This is a genomic window from Paenibacillus planticolens, assembly GCF_013141725.1.
Taxonomy (GTDB): Bacteria; Bacillota; Bacilli; order Paenibacillales; family NBRC-103111; genus Paenibacillus_E; species Paenibacillus_E planticolens.
Genome location: NZ_WHNZ01000015.1, coordinates 470,169 through 488,332 on the forward strand (window position 1 = coordinate 470,169; position 18,164 = coordinate 488,332).

The following is an 18,164-nucleotide window of genomic DNA, read 5'->3' on the forward strand; positions in this document are numbered from 1 at the left end:
GATGATAAAGCTGCGTTTAAGCGAGCTGCAGGATACTAAGCACGGTCATATTTTGCAGGGTGTATTACCGGGTGATTATTTGTCATCAGGCGGTCTTTCTTTTGCTAAACGGGGAGAGCGCAGCCACACGAATGACGGACCCCATGGCAGAGACTATCATATCCATGGGGACTGCGAAGCATTCATCATTTTGCAAGGGACGGGAACGATGGAGATCAATGGGAGCCATACTCCCGTTGCAACCGGGGATATCGTGATTGTCGAGCCGGGAGAGGATCACCATCTGAATTCAAGTGAGGAGGATCCCATTGTGACGGTGTGGTGCCATGCAAGCTTGAACCGCCATAAGAATCAACAGCAGGAGGAGTCGGTATGAACAAGCAAATAACGACGGATACCCATACGTTTACGTTAACTGGAGAGGATCATCCTTTCACTGTTGCTCTTACCGCGGAAAAACTTCAGGAAGGTCTTGATCTAATTACGCTGCGTTTGGAAGCTGCCCAGGCATCTATACCTCCTGTTCTCACGCTGCGCTGGTCGCATCCCGCATGCGACATTCAAGCTAGCTGGCATCCTGCGCAAGACCGGAACAAAAGCTTTAAAGCTGACTGGATGCGCACCTTGCGATCCAACGCAGCTGCTTCGGCCCCTGTGTACGCTTTGTTTAACAGTGTCGGTCGCAATAGACTGACATTCGCTTATTCGGATGCGCTGAATACTGTTCATTACTCGGGAGGCATCAGCGAGGAAACAGCTGACTTCCATTGCCGGGTTCAATTGTTTGCAGAAGCGACAGCGCCTTTCCAAACTTATGAAGCCCAGCTTCTCGTGGACACGAGAGATATTCCTTATTATGAGGGCTTGCAAGGCGTGCAGGAGTGGTGGAGCGCTATGCCAGAATATCGTCCTGCGTTCGTTCCTGATGCAGCCAAGGAACCGATGTACTCGACTTGGTACAGCATGCACCAGAATGTAACGGATGCAGATATCGAAGGGCAGTGCCTTCTTGCTAAAAAGCTAGGAATGGAGGCTGTCATCGTAGATGACGGCTGGCAGACAGAGGATAACCGCAGAGGATATGCGTATTGCGGCGATTGGGAGGCTTATGAGGGGAAATTCCCCGATATGAAAAGGCATGTGGACGCGGTCCATCGTCTGGGCATGAAGTTTATTCTCTGGTACTCGGTGCCTTTTATCGGCAAAAACAGTGAAGTATGGGATCGTTTTAAAGATAAGATTCTGCGGTTTAATGAAAATCACGGGGCTGCCGTACTCGACCCGAGATACCCGGATGTCCGGGAATATATCATTGAGAAATATGAGGAAGCGGTCAAGGAATGGGACTTAGACGGATTTAAGCTTGATTTCATCGATACGTTTTATTCGCCGGAGGCGCAGCTCCCCTCCACGGTGGAAGGGAAGGATTATGAGTCGGTACCGGCTGCCGTCGACCGTCTCTTAACGGACTCGATCGGCAGGCTGAGGGAATTGAAGCCCGATATTATGATCGAATTCCGCCAAATGTATGTGGGGCCGGCGATGCGCAAGTACGGCAATATGTTCCGGGCATCGGATTGCCCGAACGACAGTATCCAGAACCGGGTGCGGACACTCGATATCCGGCTGATCTGCGGGCATACGGCCGCTCACGCGGATATGATCATGTGGCATCCGGAGGAGCCGGTGGAAAGCGCCGCACTACAGCTGATTAACGGCCTGTTCTCCGTGCCCCAAATATCCGTCCTGCTGGATAAACTACCAGAGGATCATTCGTCGATGCTGGCCTTCTGGCTTGCTTTTTGGAAAGAGAACAGGGACCTGCTACTGGATGGCGCCTTAGAACCGCTGAACCCGGAGCTGTTATACCCGCTAGTACGTTCCGTTAAAGGGAACAAAGGGATCGCTGTCGCTTACCATGAAAAGATTGTGTCCATAGACACGGCTGTGTCTCAGTGGATTATGGTGAACGGCAGAAGACAGGATGGACTTTACCTGGAGATGTCCTGTGCTGCGGCAGCCAAGATCGTCATTAGATCCTGCACGGGGGAGATCGTGGAGGAGCTGTCTGCACAGCTTACGGCTGGCATACATCAGCTGGCGATCCCGGCTTCCGGCGTTGCAACCTTAATCTTTTCGTAAATCTAGGAGGTACCTTTCATGAACTATTTGGCTGACGAACAACGATATACCCGAATGACTTATTCTCGAACAGGAAATAGCGGGCTTAAGCTGCCGCCGATCTCGCTCGGCTTATGGCATAACTTTGGCGGCACAGATACGTTTGAGAACAGCAGAGCTTTGGCGCGGCACGCGTTTGATTTGGGGATCACGCATTTCGATCTTGCGAATAATTACGGGCCTCCGGCAGGTTCTGCGGAAGAAACTTTTGGCCGAATCATGAAAAAAGATCTGCTCCCGTACCGCGATGAGCTCATCGTTGCCACGAAGGCAGGCTACTGCATGTGGGACGGTCCTTATGGGGAACGAGGCTCCCGTAAAAGTATGCTGTCCAGCCTCGATCAAAGCTTGAAGCGGTTAGGCATGGATTATGTCGATATCTATTATTCGCATCGCTTTGATGCCGAAACCCCGCTCGAAGAAACGATGGGAGCTCTGGATCAAGCTGTACGTCAAGGGAAAGCGCTGTATGTGGGCGTGTCCAACTATAATGCGGAGCAGACGGAGCAGGCTGCCCGTATTTTGAAAAGCCTCGGAACGCCGTTCGTGATCCATCAAGTCCACTATTCGATGTTCGAAAGACGATTGGAACAAGGGCTGCAGGACGTGCTGGCCAAAGAGGGCGTTGGTACGATCGCTTATAGTCCATTAGCCAGGGGGCTGCTCACCGACCGTTACCTGGAGAACATTCCAGCGGACTCTCGCGCAGCAGGCGCCAGCGTGTTTCTGAGACCTGAAGACATTACAGAGGAGAAAATCGCAAAGTCCCGCTTGTTGAATGCGCTGGCGCAGGAACGAGGGCAAAGTCTGGCCCAAATGGCCTTGGCATGGGTTCTGCGCAACGGACATGTGACCTCATCTTTAATCGGTGCAAGTAAAGTGAAGCAATTAGAGGATAATGTGGCGGCTCTGAACCAGCTGCATTTTACAGAAGATGAATTAGCTCTAATCGATCAAATTCTGGCAGGGTAATCGATCGGGATATCGTTCGTTGTCGCAGAGGGAGGAATCAAGGATGAACAGTGGGATACAACGCAGTAAGGAAGCGTTCGCAGCGCATATTATGCAGCTGCAGGTTTTGGATACACACACCCATCTGGTGGGGGATCGCCTCGCTGCAAGGGATTTTTGGGAAATCGCTCATTATTTTTGGCTGTTTCGCGAGATGCAGGCAGCGGGCTATCCGTCAAGTGCGATGGAGCTTCCGGAGGATTTGCGGATCGATGCGTTTCTGGAGGCTTACCATGAGACTAGAAACACCTTGATGAACATAGCGTTCACCCACATTTTCAGAGATCTTTACGGCATTGAGATTAGCGACAAAGCTTCCGTGTGGGAAGCCATTGCTGCCGTCAAACAGTCCGCTCAAAGGGCCGACTGGGCGCAGGAGGTAGCGGACCGCATGCAAGCGCGCCGGTTCGTCGTGAATATACCGGAGCATACGGAGTTTCAAGGCATGAGGCAGAATGCCATCCTTATCCCGCGTATTGACGGGAGAATAGGCCCATGGGTCAAAGAGATCGAATCGTCGAATAACCCGGCTACCGCTTTTGCGCAAACACGTCTGAAATTGGCGCAGTTATTGGACGCGTACCAAGAGGAAGGCATCATAGGCATCATGACGACTCTGCCGGGTTATGAAGCTAGCGCCAACCGAAAGGTTGTCATCGGGCAGGGGAGCACCAAAGATGAGATTCTCATGATGCTTCTGCACGAGATCGGTGCGGCTGCCGAACAGAGAGGGCTGCTCCTTCAATTATTCCTAGGCGTGGAACGCTCCTGGTGCGGAACCGCCACCCCGGTTAACGATCCGGCCCGTATCTTGAAGCTATCTGCCCTATTCGAAACGTATGCCTGCCCGTTTGAGCTTGTCGTGGCTTCAGAGCTTAATAATCTAGATATCGTACAAGCGGCATGGAACTTTCCCAATGTTCATGTAGGTGGCCATTGGTGGTTTAACTTTCGGGCGAGCACGTACCGTGACAGCATGCAGTACAGGTTGGAAGCGCTTCCGGCCATCAAGAGCTCACTGATTGTGTCTGACGCCCGTTGTATGGAGTGGAGCTACGGTAAAATTGTCGTGATCAAACGATTGGTGAGCGAATTCTTATGGAACCAAATCGAGGCGGGGTGGATCGATCAGGATGCGGCTATCCGGATTGCAGAGAATTGGCTGTACCGAAGCGCAGCTAAGCGGTATGGTCTTGAGGAACTCTTTCGATCGTAAAAAAACACAAAGCGCTATAAGTTTCACCATCGCTACCTACTACCAACCCTTGTAAGATAAAAGAGTAGATGAATGCAGCACGCACGAAGGGGAGGAGAACATGGCCAGTAAAATTCAGCCATCCGATCGAACGGTTTACGATTTCTCATCGCAGAGTCAGAAATGGGCTTTTATGCGAAAACATTGGCCGATTTATGTGATTTCATTACCGGGAATTATTTATTTCTTGCTGTTTAAATATATCCCGTTATTCGGTTCTGTCATTGCTTTTCAAAACTACAACATCTTCAAGGGAATCAAAGGGAGTCCATGGGTCGGTCTGGAAAATTTCCATCGCATGTTTCAGTATACGGAGTTTTTGCAGATTTTGAAAAATACGATTTTGATCGGCATGTATGATCTTCTGTTCGCCTTTCCGGTTCCTATTATATTGGCCCTTCTGATCAATGAAATACGGGTCATGGCTTACAAACGAATCGTGCAAACGGTGGTCTATATGCCGCACTTTCTTTCGTGGGTCATTGTCGGCGGGGTTGTCGTCGGCGTGCTGTCGCCTTCCACGGGAATTGTCAATCATCTTCTCGGCTTATTCGGCATCGATCCGATTTACTTTTTAGGGGAAAATGAGTATATCCGTACGATTCTCATCTCCTCCGGGGTTTGGAAAGACAGCGGTTGGGGAACGATCATCTATTTGGCTGCGATTGCGGGGATTAATCCCGATCTGTATGAAGCAGCTCAAATCGATGGCGCCAGTCGCATCAGGCAAGTGTTTTCCATCACGATTCCGACGATTTTACCGACCATTGTCATTTTGTTCCTGCTCCATATTGGCAACTTTCTCGACTTTGGCTTCGAACGCGTATTTGTCTTCCTTAATCCGCTTAACAACGAAAATGGGGAAATTATCGATACGTTTGTATACCGTGCAGGTCTTGTTGACCGTCAATACAGCTATACAACGGCCATTGGGCTGTTCAAATCGGTTGTAGGTTTAGCCTTAATTATGATCAGCAATACATTCAGTAAAAAGATGACGGGCGAAGGCTTGTATTGATGTCACGGATACGAAAGGAGGCAAATCGCTATGATTATGACAAGAGGCCATAAAATTTTCAATTTCTTCAATGTTGTATTGTTAGGGGCTATCGGATTAAGTATGGTGCTCCCCCTTATCCATATTATTGCGCAATCCTTAAGCAATAACGTTGCGATTAACGCAGGGCATGTATCGTTGTGGCCGGTTGGTTTTACATTGGGAAGCTATAAGCTGATTCTGCAAGATCCGACGATTTGGCTAGGGTTTCGGAACAGCGTTATTATTACTGTTTTCGGTACTTTCATTAATTTGTTCATGACAACAACGCTGGCTTATCCGTTATCCAGACCTGAATATTTGTTTCGTAAAACGATTCTGATCATGGTGCTGTTTACGCTGATCTTCAGCGCGCCGTTAATTCCGAATTATTTGCTGGTCAAACAGTTAGGTCTGCTCAATACGCTTTGGGCTTTAATGCTCCCGATGGCGATTAGCGCTTTTAATTTATTTGTCATGCGTTCTTTTTTTCTGAACCTTCCGGTTGAGCTGCTGGATTCAGGAAGAATGGACGGATGCGGTGAGTTTCGCATTTTGTGGAACATTGTACTGCCGCTTTCCAAACCTGCCATGGCGACCATGGGGATTATGTACGCAGTAGGACATTGGAATCGTTATGCCGAAGCTGTATTTTACATCGACCACCGAAACTTGATTCCGCTGCAGGTCAAGTTGCGGGAAATTGTCTTCACGGATCAGTTCGGCCAATCGGACTTATCGTCCGAATTAATGCTCTTTCTTTCACCGGAAGGAATTAAGATGGCGGTTATTGTCGTCGCTACGATTCCAATCCTCCTTATCTATCCGTTCCTGCAAAAACACTTTATTCAAGGCATGATGGTAGGATCAGTCAAGTCTTAACCGTATGGAAACGCGTCTAATTTCGATTAGAAAGAAGGGATTCCATTGAGAAAAGCAGTAACCGTGGCGCTTATCGGAGCACTGTCTCTCGGTACCATGGCCGGATGCTCCACAGGAACAACTCAGCCGCAGGAAACAGCAATGTCTACAGCGACAACCGGAGTAAAGAAACCGCCGACGAAATTTTCCATATCCTATCCGACGACTGCGAATACCGGTTACCATACCCGTGTTGATATTAACAATGACAAATGGGTTAAAAAGTTAGAAGAGCTGACGGGCACAGATCTCACGCTCAGAATAACGGAAGTTAGCAAAATGAGTGTTATGTTCGCAAGCAATGACGTGCCCGATGTGGTTGGAAGCTTGGGAACAGCGACAGATAAAGCGATGTCAGGTTCGGTAGAAGCGGGCATGTTTATGCCGCTGGATGACTTGCTGAAGCAGAATGCTCCTAATTTGATGAAATTGGTGCCGAAGGAAGCATGGGAGGCTGTTTCGTATAAAGGCAAAATTTATGGTATTCCAAACTGGCTGAACAATCCGTCCCGGCGCGCCACCTTCATTCGCAGCGATCTTCTGGAGAAATCGGGGCTGCCGGCGCCGAAAACAGTTGACGACTTTTTGAATGTACTCCGCAAATTTAAAGAAATGGGCGTCAAGTATCCGTATGGGGGGCGTGAAACACTGAAATATGCCGATACGATCCTCGGCGCATACGACGTGCTTCCATATAAAGAACAGTTCGAATTGGTAGACGGCCAAGTCGTACCGAAATTTTTCGATGTAGACAATATGACGAAGGCGTTGACGGTCTATAAGACCATGTTTGATGAAGGGCTGATGGCCAAGGAATTCGCAACGACGTCATCTACCGATTGGTTGAAAAATATTCGTGCCGGCGATGTTGGCATCTGGTCATCCAACCTGGTTAGCTTAAATGACTTCCGGACGAATATTCCGAATGCAGTGAAGGGCGCTAAGGTCGATGTAATCTCTTCGCCGAAGGGACCGGAAGGCAAAAGCGGTTATCTCATGTATTTGCCAGTTACAAGTGCGCATTATATTAACAAAAATGTGAAGCCTGAGACAGCAGCGGAAATTGTAAAGTATTTCGATTGGATGTCGTCAGACGAAGCTTATAAGTTTTTCACTTTCGGAATCGAAGGCGATACATACACGGTGGTCGATGGTAAAATTAAGTATAAGGAACCGACCAACAAAGAGGAACAAGAAGAGCAGGATCATCGGGGTACCTTGCACTCCGCCCATGAAAGCACCGTTAACCGTCTGAAAATGGAAACAGATCCTAACGGTCCGTATATTTTGAATGCCTTTGATAACGTGCTTGCCCATGAAGGGTTATCCGGCATTGGCTTTGCTCCCGATTTGGAGGCTAATAGCAAATTCCCCGACGCTGCTTCACCGGGTTCGGATGCAGCTCCGAAAATCATTATGGATCATATGATCAAAATGATATACGGCAAAGAACCGATTTCCGACTGGCCGAAGGTCATTGAAGAGTATAAAAGCAAAGGCGGATATGAGATCATCAAAGAAGCAACCGACCGTTATCAGAATAAAAAGGGTGTACTTCTCCTAGGGAAGAAACTGTGAAAAACAAATGAAAAGACTGTCCCTGTGCGGGACGGTTTTTTGTCACATGCTAATCGTCTGGCAATCGTATAAAATGACAGGTCTCCTTAAATTTATACATTTAGAAAATAAATCATAATCGCTATGATAATGTCAGATCATTGAAATCGCTTGCAAACAAACAAGGAAAGCAGGGGTTATATGAAAAAACCGATCAGTCTCGCTCTGGCTGTCATCCTGACAGCATCTGCACTCACGGCTTGTTCGACAGATGAGAAAACAACTGAAAAAGCATCGTCGCAGCCGTCTGCAATTACGAAGAAAGAACCGGCGAAATTCTCTATCCTTTTTCCAACGACGGTAAGTACGGGCTATCATACCCGTGTGCCGGATTTGAACAAGGACAAATGGGTGCTGAAGCTTGAGCAGTTAACGAACACGGATTTGGACGTTAAAGTGATGGAGGATGCCAAATTCGGCGTTATGTTCGCAAGCAACGATATTCCCGATGTTGTCGGCAGTATCGGCGGCCCGGGCAGCAAATCGATGTCCGGTTCCGTGGAGAACGGCGTATTTATGCCGCTGGACGATCTGCTGAAGCAGAATGCTCCGAATTTGCTGAAAATAATTCCAAAGGCGGCTTGGGACAGCGTCTCCTATAACGGCAAAATTTATGGGGTTCCTGAATTTCTGAGCAATCCGTCCCGTCGATCTACGTTCATTCGTACAGATCTACTGGAAAAAACAGGGCTTCAACCGCCGAAAACGGTGGATGAATTTCTTAATGTGCTGCGGGCGTTCAAGAAGCTCGGTGTAGAGAATCCTTACCAAATGAGAGAAAACTTCAAGTATGCGGACGTTATTTTGGGAGCGTACGATGTACTGCCTTATAAGGATCAATTTGAGCTGGTAGACGGTCAGGTTGTCCCGAAATTTTTCGATGTGGAAAATGTCCAGAAAGCTCTTACTACATACAAAACGATGTATGACGAAGGCTTGATTCCAAAGGAATTCGCTACGATCACCTCCACCGATTTTTCAAAGAATATTGAATCGGGCAAAGCGGGGATTTGGTCGCAGAACGCTTCAGGTTTGCCGGGGTACCGCACGAAAATTCAGCAAGCCGTACCGGGGTCCAAGGTTGATATTGTCGCATCGCCGAAAGGACCGGAAGGCAAAGGCGGATACTTCTACTATGCGCCGGTCATCCGTACCTTCTTTATTAACAAAAATGTGAAGCAAGAAACAGCAGCAAACATTGTTAAAATGTTCGATTGGATGGTGTCGCCGGAAGCCGAAACCTTCTTCACCTTCGGAATTGAAGGGGATACCTACACCAAGGACAGCAGCGGAAACATCAATTATAAATTCCCTACGACGAAGGAAGAGACCGATGAAGAAGGTTTCCGCAGCGGAACCTTGTGGGCCGTGCATGACTCCACTTACAATAAGCCAAGGCTGCTGCTGAACGAGGATGGCAAAGCGACTTTGAAAGCATTCGATGAGGTATTGACCAAGGAAGGGCTATCAGGCATCGGATTTTATCCGGATTTGAGCACGTTCTCCAAATTCCCTGATTTAGCGGCGCCACAACCCGACGTTGGTCCCAAAATCATCGTGGATCACATGATTAAAATGATTTACGGTAAAGAACCTATCTCCGATTGGCCAAAAGTGATCGAAGAGTATAAGGCCAAAGGCGGCAATGAAATTATTAAAGAAGCGACAGAGCGCTGGAACAAGAAGCAAGGCGCGGTTATGATCGATATTAAATAGGCTGTTGAACGAAGAAAGTATCCTTACAGCAAGGTAACCTGCTGAGGGATACTTTTTTCGAAACGATGGAAGGGGACCAGCAGTTGAAAGCGATATTGGTGGGTTTGGGTGCTGCAGGATTTAGTTGGTATAAACGTTTGCGAGATCGTGGATTATTAGCAGCAGTGGTTGAGGTGGATGTGGCGATGAAAGCGAAGATGGGGGAAGATCCCTTTCCCTTTTATACTTCGTTAGAGGAAGCCTTGCAGCATGAGCAGGCGGATTTTCTTGTCAACGTGACTTCGCCGATGATGCACACGGCGGTGAATCACGCGGCATTTGACCGTAAGCTGGCAGTTTTGTGCGAAAAGCCGATTTCTTTTGACTATGAGGAATCCATTGAAGTTGTCGCCCGGGCAGAGCGGGAAAAGCTGCCTTTTATGATTGCCGAAAATTATCGCAGGATGCCGTATATCCGTAAAACGAAACAGCTTCTGGACGAAGGCGTTATCGGAAGTTTGTCTTCTTTGGATATACAGTTTTACAGGTACCACAACGTACAAAGGAAATATACAGTCAGTGTCCTGGATGATATCGGTGTTCATCACATGGACTTGCTTCGTTATTTAAGCGGTAGAGAAGGAAAATCGGTGCAGGCCAGGCTGTATAATCCGGTTAATGCGTGGGAACAGGAAGGCGCCGTCATTAATGCTTACGCGTTCTTTGAAATGGATAACGGGATTACGGCTTCGTACAGCGCATCCATCTCAGCCAGAGGGACCGAAACGCCATGGAGCGGAAATTGGCGAATCGAAGGCACTGAGGGAGCGATCGAAGTCGTCGATAAGGAAATTCGCGTCATCAAGGACGGGAAGGCGCTGCTGATCGAAGATTACAGCGGTGTGGACGAAACGGATACGCTGGACGAATTTGTGGATTCGCTGCGGGAGAGGCGCGAAGCGGAAACAAGCGGCAGGGATTATTTGAAAACGCAGGCGATTGTGCATTATGCCAAGCTGGCAAGCGAGTCTGGTCAGACTTGCGTCATTGAGGTTCCGACTTTATAGATGAATGGAGAATCGAGTATGCCGATCGAAAATTGGGAACAAACGGCGCCAGGCATTTGGCGCTTAACCATTAGAGAGCCTCGGGGGATGACTCCGCTAAGTTGGATGGGCGTTTCGCCCAAGGATGAAGCGCTGCAGCAGATGCCGCTGGTACAGCCGCCTTTTGCTTGGGACGCTATTGAGCTTGAGGAAGTCGGCGAGAGCCTCATTCTATCCTTTCCGCTGAATCCAACCGAAAAGCTGTATGGTACAGGCCTTCAGCTGATGCGAATGAATCAACGGGGGAAAAGCCGTTATTTGCGGGTCAACAGCGATCCTAAGCAGGATACCGGTGAAACGCATGCGCCTGTCCCTTTTTATGTAAGCGATCAGGGCTACGGTGTATGGGTCGATACTTCCCGTATTGTGACACTGTATTGCGGTTCTACTTTAAAACAAGAAGATACGAAGAACGAGGAGATTCGCGATCGCAATACGGATAAGGGATGGAAGGCTACGCCGGTAGCTTCGCGGGTCGAGATTCGGATTCCTGCCGAAGGCGCAGTCATCTATTTATTTGGCGGGCCTGCTCTTTCGGATGTGGTTGCCAGATACAATTTATTTTGCGGTGGAGGCGTGCTGCCTCCCAAATGGGGACTTGGTTTCTGGCACCGCGTCCCGACGCTGTATAGCGATCAGCAAGTGCTCGAAGAAGCCGGGGAGTTCCGTCTTCGCGATATTCCTTGCGATGTGATCGGACTGGAACCCGGCTGGCATAGCCATAGCTATCCGGTCAGCTATGAATGGGAAAAGAGCAGATTCCCTGATCCCGAAAGCTTTGTCCGTGAGCTCGCACAAAAGGGCTTTCGCGTGAACCTCTGGGAGCACCCCTACGTCTCGCCGCAGAGCGATTTGTATGCTGCGCTGCAGCCGCTTTCGGGAAGCCATACCGTGTGGGGCGGGCTTGCGCCGGACTACGCTCTGCCGGAGGCAGCTGGGCTCTATAAGAAGCAGCATGAAGAGCAGCACGTCAACATTGGGGTGTCCGGGTACAAGCTGGATGAGTGTGATGGCAGTGAATTGACGAATCACTCATGGATGTTCCCGGCGCATGCCCGGTTCCCATCCGGCTTGGACGGCGAACAGATGAGGCAGATGTACGGGTTAATGTTTCAAAAAATGACGGCCGATCTGTTCCGCAGCCACAACCGCAGAACGTACGGACTCGTCCGGGCTTCGAATGCCGCAGCTTCCACGATGCCTTATGTGTTGTACTCGGATCTGTACGACCATAAGCAGTTTATTCGGGCGCTTTGCAACTCCTCATTCAGCGGCCTGCTGTGGACACCGGAGGTGCGCAGGGCGAGAAACGCCGAAGATTGGGTTCGGCGGATGCAAACCGTCTGTTTCTCCCCGTTGGCTATGCTGAACGCTTGGGGTGACGGGACAAAGCCTTGGTCCTTCCCGGAAGTGGAGGGCATTGTTCGGCATTATATTAAGCTGCGGATGAGGCTGCTGCCGTATTTGTACACCGCCTTCGCCATCTACCGTGAGCAGGGAATTCCGCCTTTCCGGGCGATGCCTTTCGTCCTGACGCCAAATGAGATTGCCGATGCTGAAGCGAAGTCAGCCGCAGATGAGCAGCTCCTGCTGAATACGACAGATGCCGCATACGGCAAGAAAAAAGCGAGAGAGTGGGACGACCAATACATGGTTGGCGATGCGCTGCTCGTAGCTCCGATGGTTGAGGGGGAGACGGAACGCGACGTACTTTTGCCTGCGGGCGTCTGGTATGGGTTGGAAACCGGGGAGCGGTATACCGGCGGCTGCGTGATCCGGGTACAAGCAGGCTTGGATCATATCCCGATTTTCGTCAAAAGCGGATCGATCCTTCCAATGATGGCTGCCCTGCCGCATGTACCGGCATGTGGAACGCGGACGGAGATCGAGCTCGTGCATTTTGGCTTAGAACCCGGGACAGCACGGCTCTATGACGATGATGGGGAAACCTTCGATTATGAGCAAGGCAAATGCAGCTGGTGGGAAGTGTCGATTGCCCAAGATCAAGATGGCCGTTATGCCGGTGTATGGACGGGAGAAAATGATGCCTCGTCTTCCTACCACGTTGTCAACTGGCGATTCTCGCAAACGAGGTTGATGAACGAACGGTCGTGAGTCATAATTGGATTAACAACGCGGAAAAGCATAAGGAGGTCTGACATGCATGTACTAATCGTAGACGATGAACCTGTTATTCGCAGAGGAATGGTAAAAATGGCGGAAATGTACGCCCCAGCCTTCTCCAAAATTCAGACGGCCGAGAACGGCGAAGCTGCTTTGGAGCAAATCCGGGCTTCTGAGCCTGATCTGGTGTTAACGGATGTTCGCATGCCCAAAATGGACGGACTGGAATTATGCAAAATTATTCATGAGGAATTTCCTCATATTAAAACCGTTGTCATATCCGGTTACAATGACTTTGCATATGCGCAGAAAAGTATGAGCTACGGTGTCAGGCACTATTTGTTGAAACCGGCTACAAAGAGCGATGTCCATGACATGCTGGATCAATTGATCAAAAAACCGAAACAGGGTTATTTATCGCCGTCCCGTTATATTGAATGGATTGATCAAATGGAACAGCAAATTTGGGCGCTGCAAACGGAGGAACTCCGAAGCCTCATCGTTCGCTGGCGCGAATATTGCCTGTCTGCCAATATTTCGCTTGCCCAGCTGAAAGAGCTGCTGGATGATTGCAATGCGATGCTTGTGAAACGCTTCCAAGCTCGCCATTACTCGCCTTCGTCCGTTCCTGCACGCTTGCAAGCGGATAGTGTTAAAGAAGCGCTGGACGCATTTGAAAAAGGCCTTTTGAAGATGCTCAGTGGATTGCATGCGGTGCGCAGCGGTCATTTCAAAGATCCGATGGAAGAAGCCAAGGCGTATATCGACAGCAGGCTGTCGGAGGATATTTCCCTGGATCAAGTCGCTGCCATGGTCGGATTGACGCCGACGTATTTCAGCTCGCTTTTTAAAAAGATAACCCAAGAGACCTTCGTGCAGTACCGGATCAACAAACGGATGGCCAAAGCGAAAGAAATGCTGGCTGTTCCGCATGTTCGAATTGTCGATGTCGCGGCGGATGTAGGGTATGACGATTACCCCCATTTTACAAAAACCTTCAAAAAAATAGTCGGCGTTTGCCCGACGGAATACCGCGCCAGACTAGGTATCAAATGAAGATAAGAGGTTTTACGAAGAAGATATTCGTCTATTTTCTCATTGTCATTATCCTTTCGCTCAGTTGTGTAGGTTTCTTCTCGTATATGATTACTTCCGGTGAGCTGGAGGAAATGGTAGAGGACCAAATGAATCAAATTGCCGGAAACGCCGTTCACCATACCGATCTGTATTTAAAGGACTACGAGCGCTCCATTGTCTCGTTACTAACGAATAGACAGATCATGGAGTTCATTGACCTGCCTGTCACAAGGGAAGAATATGATTATTATATGTATCGGAAAACGATACGGGAATTTAGCGTAGATCCTTTATTTATTCGCAATCCCAAACTGGCTTCCGTCTATCTGATCAGCGATAAGAAGAATGCGGTTTACTATTACAACAATGTGAACGAGATGTCCTTCAACGCCGAGGATATTCAAAAGCAGCGCGATTATTTTCTTGCGAATACGACGCCGGACGGGCAATTAAGCATACTGAATCACACGATTATTGAAGGGCAAGAGAACCAGATGCTGACGATTGTCCGCCGTATTCGCGGCTATACGTCACCGGAAATGTCCGGTTTGCTAGCGATTGAAATGCGGTCTGCCGACCTGTCTGCCTTATGGAAAGGCATCGATTTAGGGAAGTATGGCTACCTGTTTATCATTGACGATAAAGGGCGCTACATTTACCACCCCAATGGAGGAAAAGTCGGAACGGGGGTTCCAAAAGCTTTTTTTGAAAAGCTGAATCAAGCCGGTTCGCGTGCCTTTACCGACGCCAATGAAGGCGATGAGCGCATGTACGTAGCCCGCAAATCTGAGTTTTCGGATTGGCAGCTCGTTGTTTCCATGCCGCTTCGCGAGCTGCGCAAGCCGCTATCCAACATTCGTTCGACAACGCTCGTTGTCGGTCTGTTCACGTTGGTATTAGCGCTCCTGCTCGCCTACAGATTCGGCAAATCGATTGCCAAACCGGTTCAAACGCTCAAAAGCGGCATGCGGGAGACGGAAAAGGGGAATTGGGCCACGATTCCGCTCCCTCCTCACCGTGACGAAATTGTTGAATTGATGGTCCGCTATAATTTGATGGTCAAGCGGCTTTCGGAAGCCGTTGATCGCGTAGTCCAAGTGGAACTAAGCAATTCGGAAATTAGGATGGAGCGGCAGAAGGCGGAGTTTCAATCTCTGCAGCTGCAGATCAATCCGCATTTTATGTACAACACGCTGGAGACAATCGTTTGTTATGCAACCATTCAGGATTCCGAGGAAATTTCAGAAATCGTGAAAGCGCTCGCGTATATGCTGCGATACTCCGTTCAGACGAATCTGGAAGAAATTACAGTGGCTAACGAGCTGAAGCACGTTATGTATTATTTGCTCGTATTGAAGCATCGCATAGGTCGGGAGTTCGAGATCGACGTTGCCATTAAGCCTGAATATTTGCTTCATGTCATGGTTCGTCTGACGCTTCAACCGCTGGTTGAAAATGTGTTTCAACATGCCTTTCCGGACGGTCTGGAGGACTACCACTATATTCGGATCGACGGCGGGATTCGCGAAGGCATCTTTTGGATCAGTGTAGAGGATAATGGTTCCGGGATGTCGGAGACGAAGCTCAGTCAGCTCCAAGAGAAATTGAATACTAATCGATTGGCGGACGGAGAAGTGGATGAAGCGGGTAAAAAAGGCGGAATTGGCGTATTGAACGTTCACCGCAGAATTCAAATGGTCTATGGGGAACAGTATGGCTTGCAAATTGAAAGCAAAGCCGAACAAGGAACCAAAATGATCATGATGATGCCGGCATCGTCTAAAAATGCACTCTAGGGCGGCGCAGAGGGGGAATTTGTTTGAGCAATCGCAAGAAGTTGTGGTATTCGCAGCCTGCCAAAGAATGGGTGGAGGCGCTGCCGATCGGCAATGGCCGTCTGGGCGGGATGATTTTCGGTCATGTGCAAGAGGAAAAGATTCAATTAAATGAGGATTCCATCTGGTATGGAGGCCCTAAGCAAGGGCTGAATCCGGATGGCTTCCGTTATTTAGGTGAAATTCGCGAACATCTATTTGCTGAAAATGTAGAAGAGGCCACGAGATTAACGCGATTGGCTCTCTTTTCTACACCCAAATATTATAATCCCTATCAGCCTTTAGGGGATTTAAGACTGTACTTTCATGGGCAGCAGGGGCATGTCGAAGATTACCGGCGGGAGCTGGACTTGAACCAAGCCATTGCCCGAACGACGTATAAGATCAATGGCGTCACGTACCGGCGCGAGATGTATGCCAGCTACCCGGATCAACTGCTCATCATTCGCTTGGCGTGTGACAGCCCGGGGATGCTGAACTTGTCAGCAGGTTTAAACCGCAGACCGTATGAAGGAGAAAGCGGATCTGAGTCGTCGGATCGCATCTGGATGAGCGGCGAATGCGGCAAGCACGGGGTAGATTATGCCTGTATGGTGCAAGCTCGCTCTGCCGATGGCCGAATATCCGTTATCGGCGATTTCTTATCGGTTGAAGGCGCCAGTTCTGTTACGCTGATGCTTGCGGCAGCCAGTACGTTCCGCGAGGCGGATCCTATGGCGGCTTGCCGGTATCAGCTCGATGAAGCTGGCCGGTTCACAGACAGCGAGCTGGAACTCCGGCATACGGAGGATTATCGGACCTTATACGATCGCGTTGAGCTTCGTTTGACGAATCAGGATCCGTTCGATGCCATAGCTACCGATGTGCGGCTGAAACGGCTGCAGGAGCCCGGTGAGGCGGAGGACATCGGCATGATGGAGCTTTACTTTCATTACGGCCGCTACTTGCTCATCGCCAGCTCCCGTCCCGGTTGTTTGCCTGCCAATCTTCAGGGCATCTGGAATGACAGCTTTACGCCGCCCTGGGAGTCCAAATATACAATTAATATCAATACGCAAATGAACTATTGGCCTGCCGAGGTTTGCGGCTTAACGGAATGCCATGAACCGCTGTTCGACCATATCGAGAGGATGCAGGCGAGCGGCCGGGAGACGGCGAGAGAGCTCTATGGCTGCTCGGGCTTTGTTGCGCATCATAACACGAATATATGGGGAGAAACGCGGCCGGAAGGCTTATTTCCAACCTGTGTGATATGGCCGATGGGAGCTGCATGGCTAAGCTTGCATCTGTGGGAACGGTTCAGGTTTACACAGGATATGGATTTTCTGCGCCAAAAGGCTTATCCCATCCTCAAGGAGGCGGCGGCATTTTTTGTCGATTATTTGGCAGAGTTGCCGGATGGCCGGCTCGTAACCGGTCCTTCTGTTTCTCCTGAGAACGTTTACGTCTTGCCGGACGGCACCAAGGGCGCCATATGCATGGGACCCGCCATGGATTCGCAGATCATCTACGAGTTGTTTGAAGCTTGCAGACTGAGCAGCATGTATCTAGAGATTGATGTTGAGCTGCGCAGCCGGCTTTCCGGGCTGCAGGAGCGGCTGCCTCAGACGCAGATCGGCAAACACGGACAAATCATGGAATGGCTGGAGGATTATGAGGAGGCTGATCCCGGCCATCGGCATATCTCCCAATTATTTGCGCTGCACCCAGGCACACAAATCAGCCCGAACCGCACGCCGGAGCTAGCCAAGGCGGCTGCGGCAACGCTACAGCGCAGGTTGGCGCACGGAGGAGGGCATACGGGCTGGAGCAGCGCCTGGATCGTGAATATGCTGGCCAGGCTGGAGGAAGGAGAGCAATCGTATGCCCATTTGCAGCATATGCTCCGCAAATCAACTTATCTCAACCTCTTTGACGCGCACCCTCCTTTCCAAATTGACGGTAATTTTGGCGCCACGGCAGGCATCGCAGAAATGCTGCTGCAGTCGCATGCCGGAGAACTGGCCTTGCTGCCTGCTCTGCCCTTTGCATGGCCGGATGGCCAAGTAACCGGGTTAAGAGCTCGCGGAGGCTATATCGTTGACGTGACTTGGCGCAGCGGGGAGCTGTCGAGAGCAGCTATTCAGGCGACGAGGGGCGGCCTCTGCCAAGTCCGGACCGTCGATTCGGTGGCCGTACGATGCGGGGAAGATGACATCCCCGCAAGCGGCGGACAGCGGGTCATAGCGTTTTCCGTTGAAGCTGGAAAGACGTATGAACTTTATTGTGAAAACCAATTCTCATAAAAATTTCGGGCAAGTTATCTT

Annotated in this window: 13 protein-coding genes; all 13 read left to right on the plus strand. The window is 49.8% G+C overall.

Annotated elements, in window-relative coordinates:
• Window position 1: 1 nt before the first annotated feature.
• The 13 genes from GC097_RS08275 to GC097_RS08335 all read left to right on the plus strand — a co-directional run bounded on the left by GC097_RS08275 (window position 2) and on the right by GC097_RS08335 (window position 18,143).
• Window positions 2-376: a cupin domain-containing protein gene (locus GC097_RS08275; protein ID WP_171682818.1), complete on the plus strand. Its 375-nt coding sequence runs from the start codon at window positions 2-4 to the stop codon at window positions 374-376.
• A complete protein-coding gene (locus GC097_RS08280; RefSeq protein WP_171682819.1) occupies window positions 373-2,142 on the plus strand; it encodes a glycoside hydrolase family 36 protein in 1,770 nt (589 codons plus the stop codon). Before GC097_RS08275 ends, GC097_RS08280 begins: the two co-directional genes overlap by 4 nt.
• A gap of 18 nt (window positions 2,143-2,160) precedes the next feature.
• A complete protein-coding gene (locus tag GC097_RS08285) occupies window positions 2,161-3,153 on the plus strand; it encodes an aldo/keto reductase (RefSeq protein ID WP_171682820.1) in 993 nt (330 codons plus the stop codon).
• A 43-nt stretch (window positions 3,154-3,196) separates the two neighbouring features.
• Complete coding sequence (locus GC097_RS08290; protein WP_171682821.1) at window positions 3,197-4,408, plus strand: glucuronate isomerase; 1,212 nt, start codon at window positions 3,197-3,199, stop codon at window positions 4,406-4,408.
• A 100-nt stretch (window positions 4,409-4,508) separates the two neighbouring features.
• Entirely contained in the window at window positions 4,509-5,465 is a 957-nt protein-coding gene (locus GC097_RS08295) for an ABC transporter permease (RefSeq protein WP_171682822.1), read from the plus strand.
• Window positions 5,466-5,495: 30 nt separating this feature from the next.
• Window positions 5,496-6,365, plus strand: coding sequence for a carbohydrate ABC transporter permease (locus GC097_RS08300; RefSeq protein WP_171682823.1), 870 nt, complete (start codon window positions 5,496-5,498; stop codon window positions 6,363-6,365).
• Window positions 6,366-6,410: 45 nt separating this feature from the next.
• Entirely contained in the window at window positions 6,411-7,982 is a 1,572-nt protein-coding gene (locus GC097_RS08305) for an extracellular solute-binding protein (protein ID WP_171682824.1), read from the plus strand.
• Window positions 7,983-8,162: 180 nt separating this feature from the next.
• Window positions 8,163-9,737 carry an extracellular solute-binding protein gene (locus GC097_RS08310; RefSeq protein WP_171682825.1) on the plus strand — a complete coding sequence of 525 codons (1,575 nt, stop codon included), beginning with the start codon at window positions 8,163-8,165 and terminating at the stop codon, window positions 9,735-9,737.
• Window positions 9,738-9,802: 65 nt separating this feature from the next.
• Window positions 9,803-10,783 (plus strand): Gfo/Idh/MocA family protein, encoded by a 981-nt coding sequence (locus GC097_RS08315; RefSeq protein ID WP_246294043.1) that lies wholly within the window; start codon window positions 9,803-9,805, stop codon window positions 10,781-10,783.
• 18 nt (window positions 10,784-10,801) lie between these two features.
• Window positions 10,802-12,937: a TIM-barrel domain-containing protein gene (locus tag GC097_RS08320; protein WP_171682826.1), complete on the plus strand. Its 2,136-nt coding sequence runs from the start codon at window positions 10,802-10,804 to the stop codon at window positions 12,935-12,937.
• A 45-nt stretch (window positions 12,938-12,982) separates the two neighbouring features.
• Window positions 12,983-14,002 (plus strand): response regulator transcription factor, encoded by a 1,020-nt coding sequence (locus GC097_RS08325; protein WP_171682827.1) that lies wholly within the window; start codon window positions 12,983-12,985, stop codon window positions 14,000-14,002.
• The gene (locus GC097_RS08330) at window positions 13,999-15,819 is read left to right on the plus strand and encodes a cache domain-containing sensor histidine kinase (protein ID WP_171682828.1); all 1,821 of its coding nucleotides are present in this window, start codon (window positions 13,999-14,001) and stop codon (window positions 15,817-15,819) included. Before GC097_RS08325 ends, GC097_RS08330 begins: the two co-directional genes overlap by 4 nt.
• Window positions 15,820-15,842: 23 nt before the next feature.
• Entirely contained in the window at window positions 15,843-18,143 is a 2,301-nt protein-coding gene (locus GC097_RS08335; RefSeq protein WP_216625687.1) for a glycoside hydrolase family 95 protein, read from the plus strand.
• Window positions 18,144-18,164: the final 21 nt, after the last annotated feature.

Bases quoted from the DNA above. Each gene is read 5' to 3' on its own strand.
- GC097_RS08275 (WP_171682818.1), top strand. From the start codon at position 2: ATGATAAAGCTGCGTTTAAGCGAGCTGCAGGATACTAAGCACGGTCAT.
- GC097_RS08280 (WP_171682819.1), top strand. From the start codon at position 373: ATGAACAAGCAAATAACGACGGATACCCATACGTTTACGTTAACTGGA.
- GC097_RS08285 (WP_171682820.1), top strand. From the start codon at position 2,161: ATGAACTATTTGGCTGACGAACAACGATATACCCGAATGACTTATTCT.
- GC097_RS08290 (WP_171682821.1), top strand. From the start codon at position 3,197: ATGAACAGTGGGATACAACGCAGTAAGGAAGCGTTCGCAGCGCATATT.
- GC097_RS08295 (WP_171682822.1), top strand. From the start codon at position 4,509: ATGGCCAGTAAAATTCAGCCATCCGATCGAACGGTTTACGATTTCTCA.
- GC097_RS08300 (WP_171682823.1), top strand. From the start codon at position 5,496: ATGATTATGACAAGAGGCCATAAAATTTTCAATTTCTTCAATGTTGTA.
- GC097_RS08310 (WP_171682825.1), top strand. From the start codon at position 8,163: ATGAAAAAACCGATCAGTCTCGCTCTGGCTGTCATCCTGACAGCATCT.
- GC097_RS08315 (WP_246294043.1), top strand. From the start codon at position 9,803: ATGGAAGGGGACCAGCAGTTGAAAGCGATATTGGTGGGTTTGGGTGCT.
- GC097_RS08320 (WP_171682826.1), top strand. From the start codon at position 10,802: ATGCCGATCGAAAATTGGGAACAAACGGCGCCAGGCATTTGGCGCTTA.
- GC097_RS08325 (WP_171682827.1), top strand. From the start codon at position 12,983: ATGCATGTACTAATCGTAGACGATGAACCTGTTATTCGCAGAGGAATG.
- GC097_RS08330 (WP_171682828.1), top strand. From the start codon at position 13,999: ATGAAGATAAGAGGTTTTACGAAGAAGATATTCGTCTATTTTCTCATT.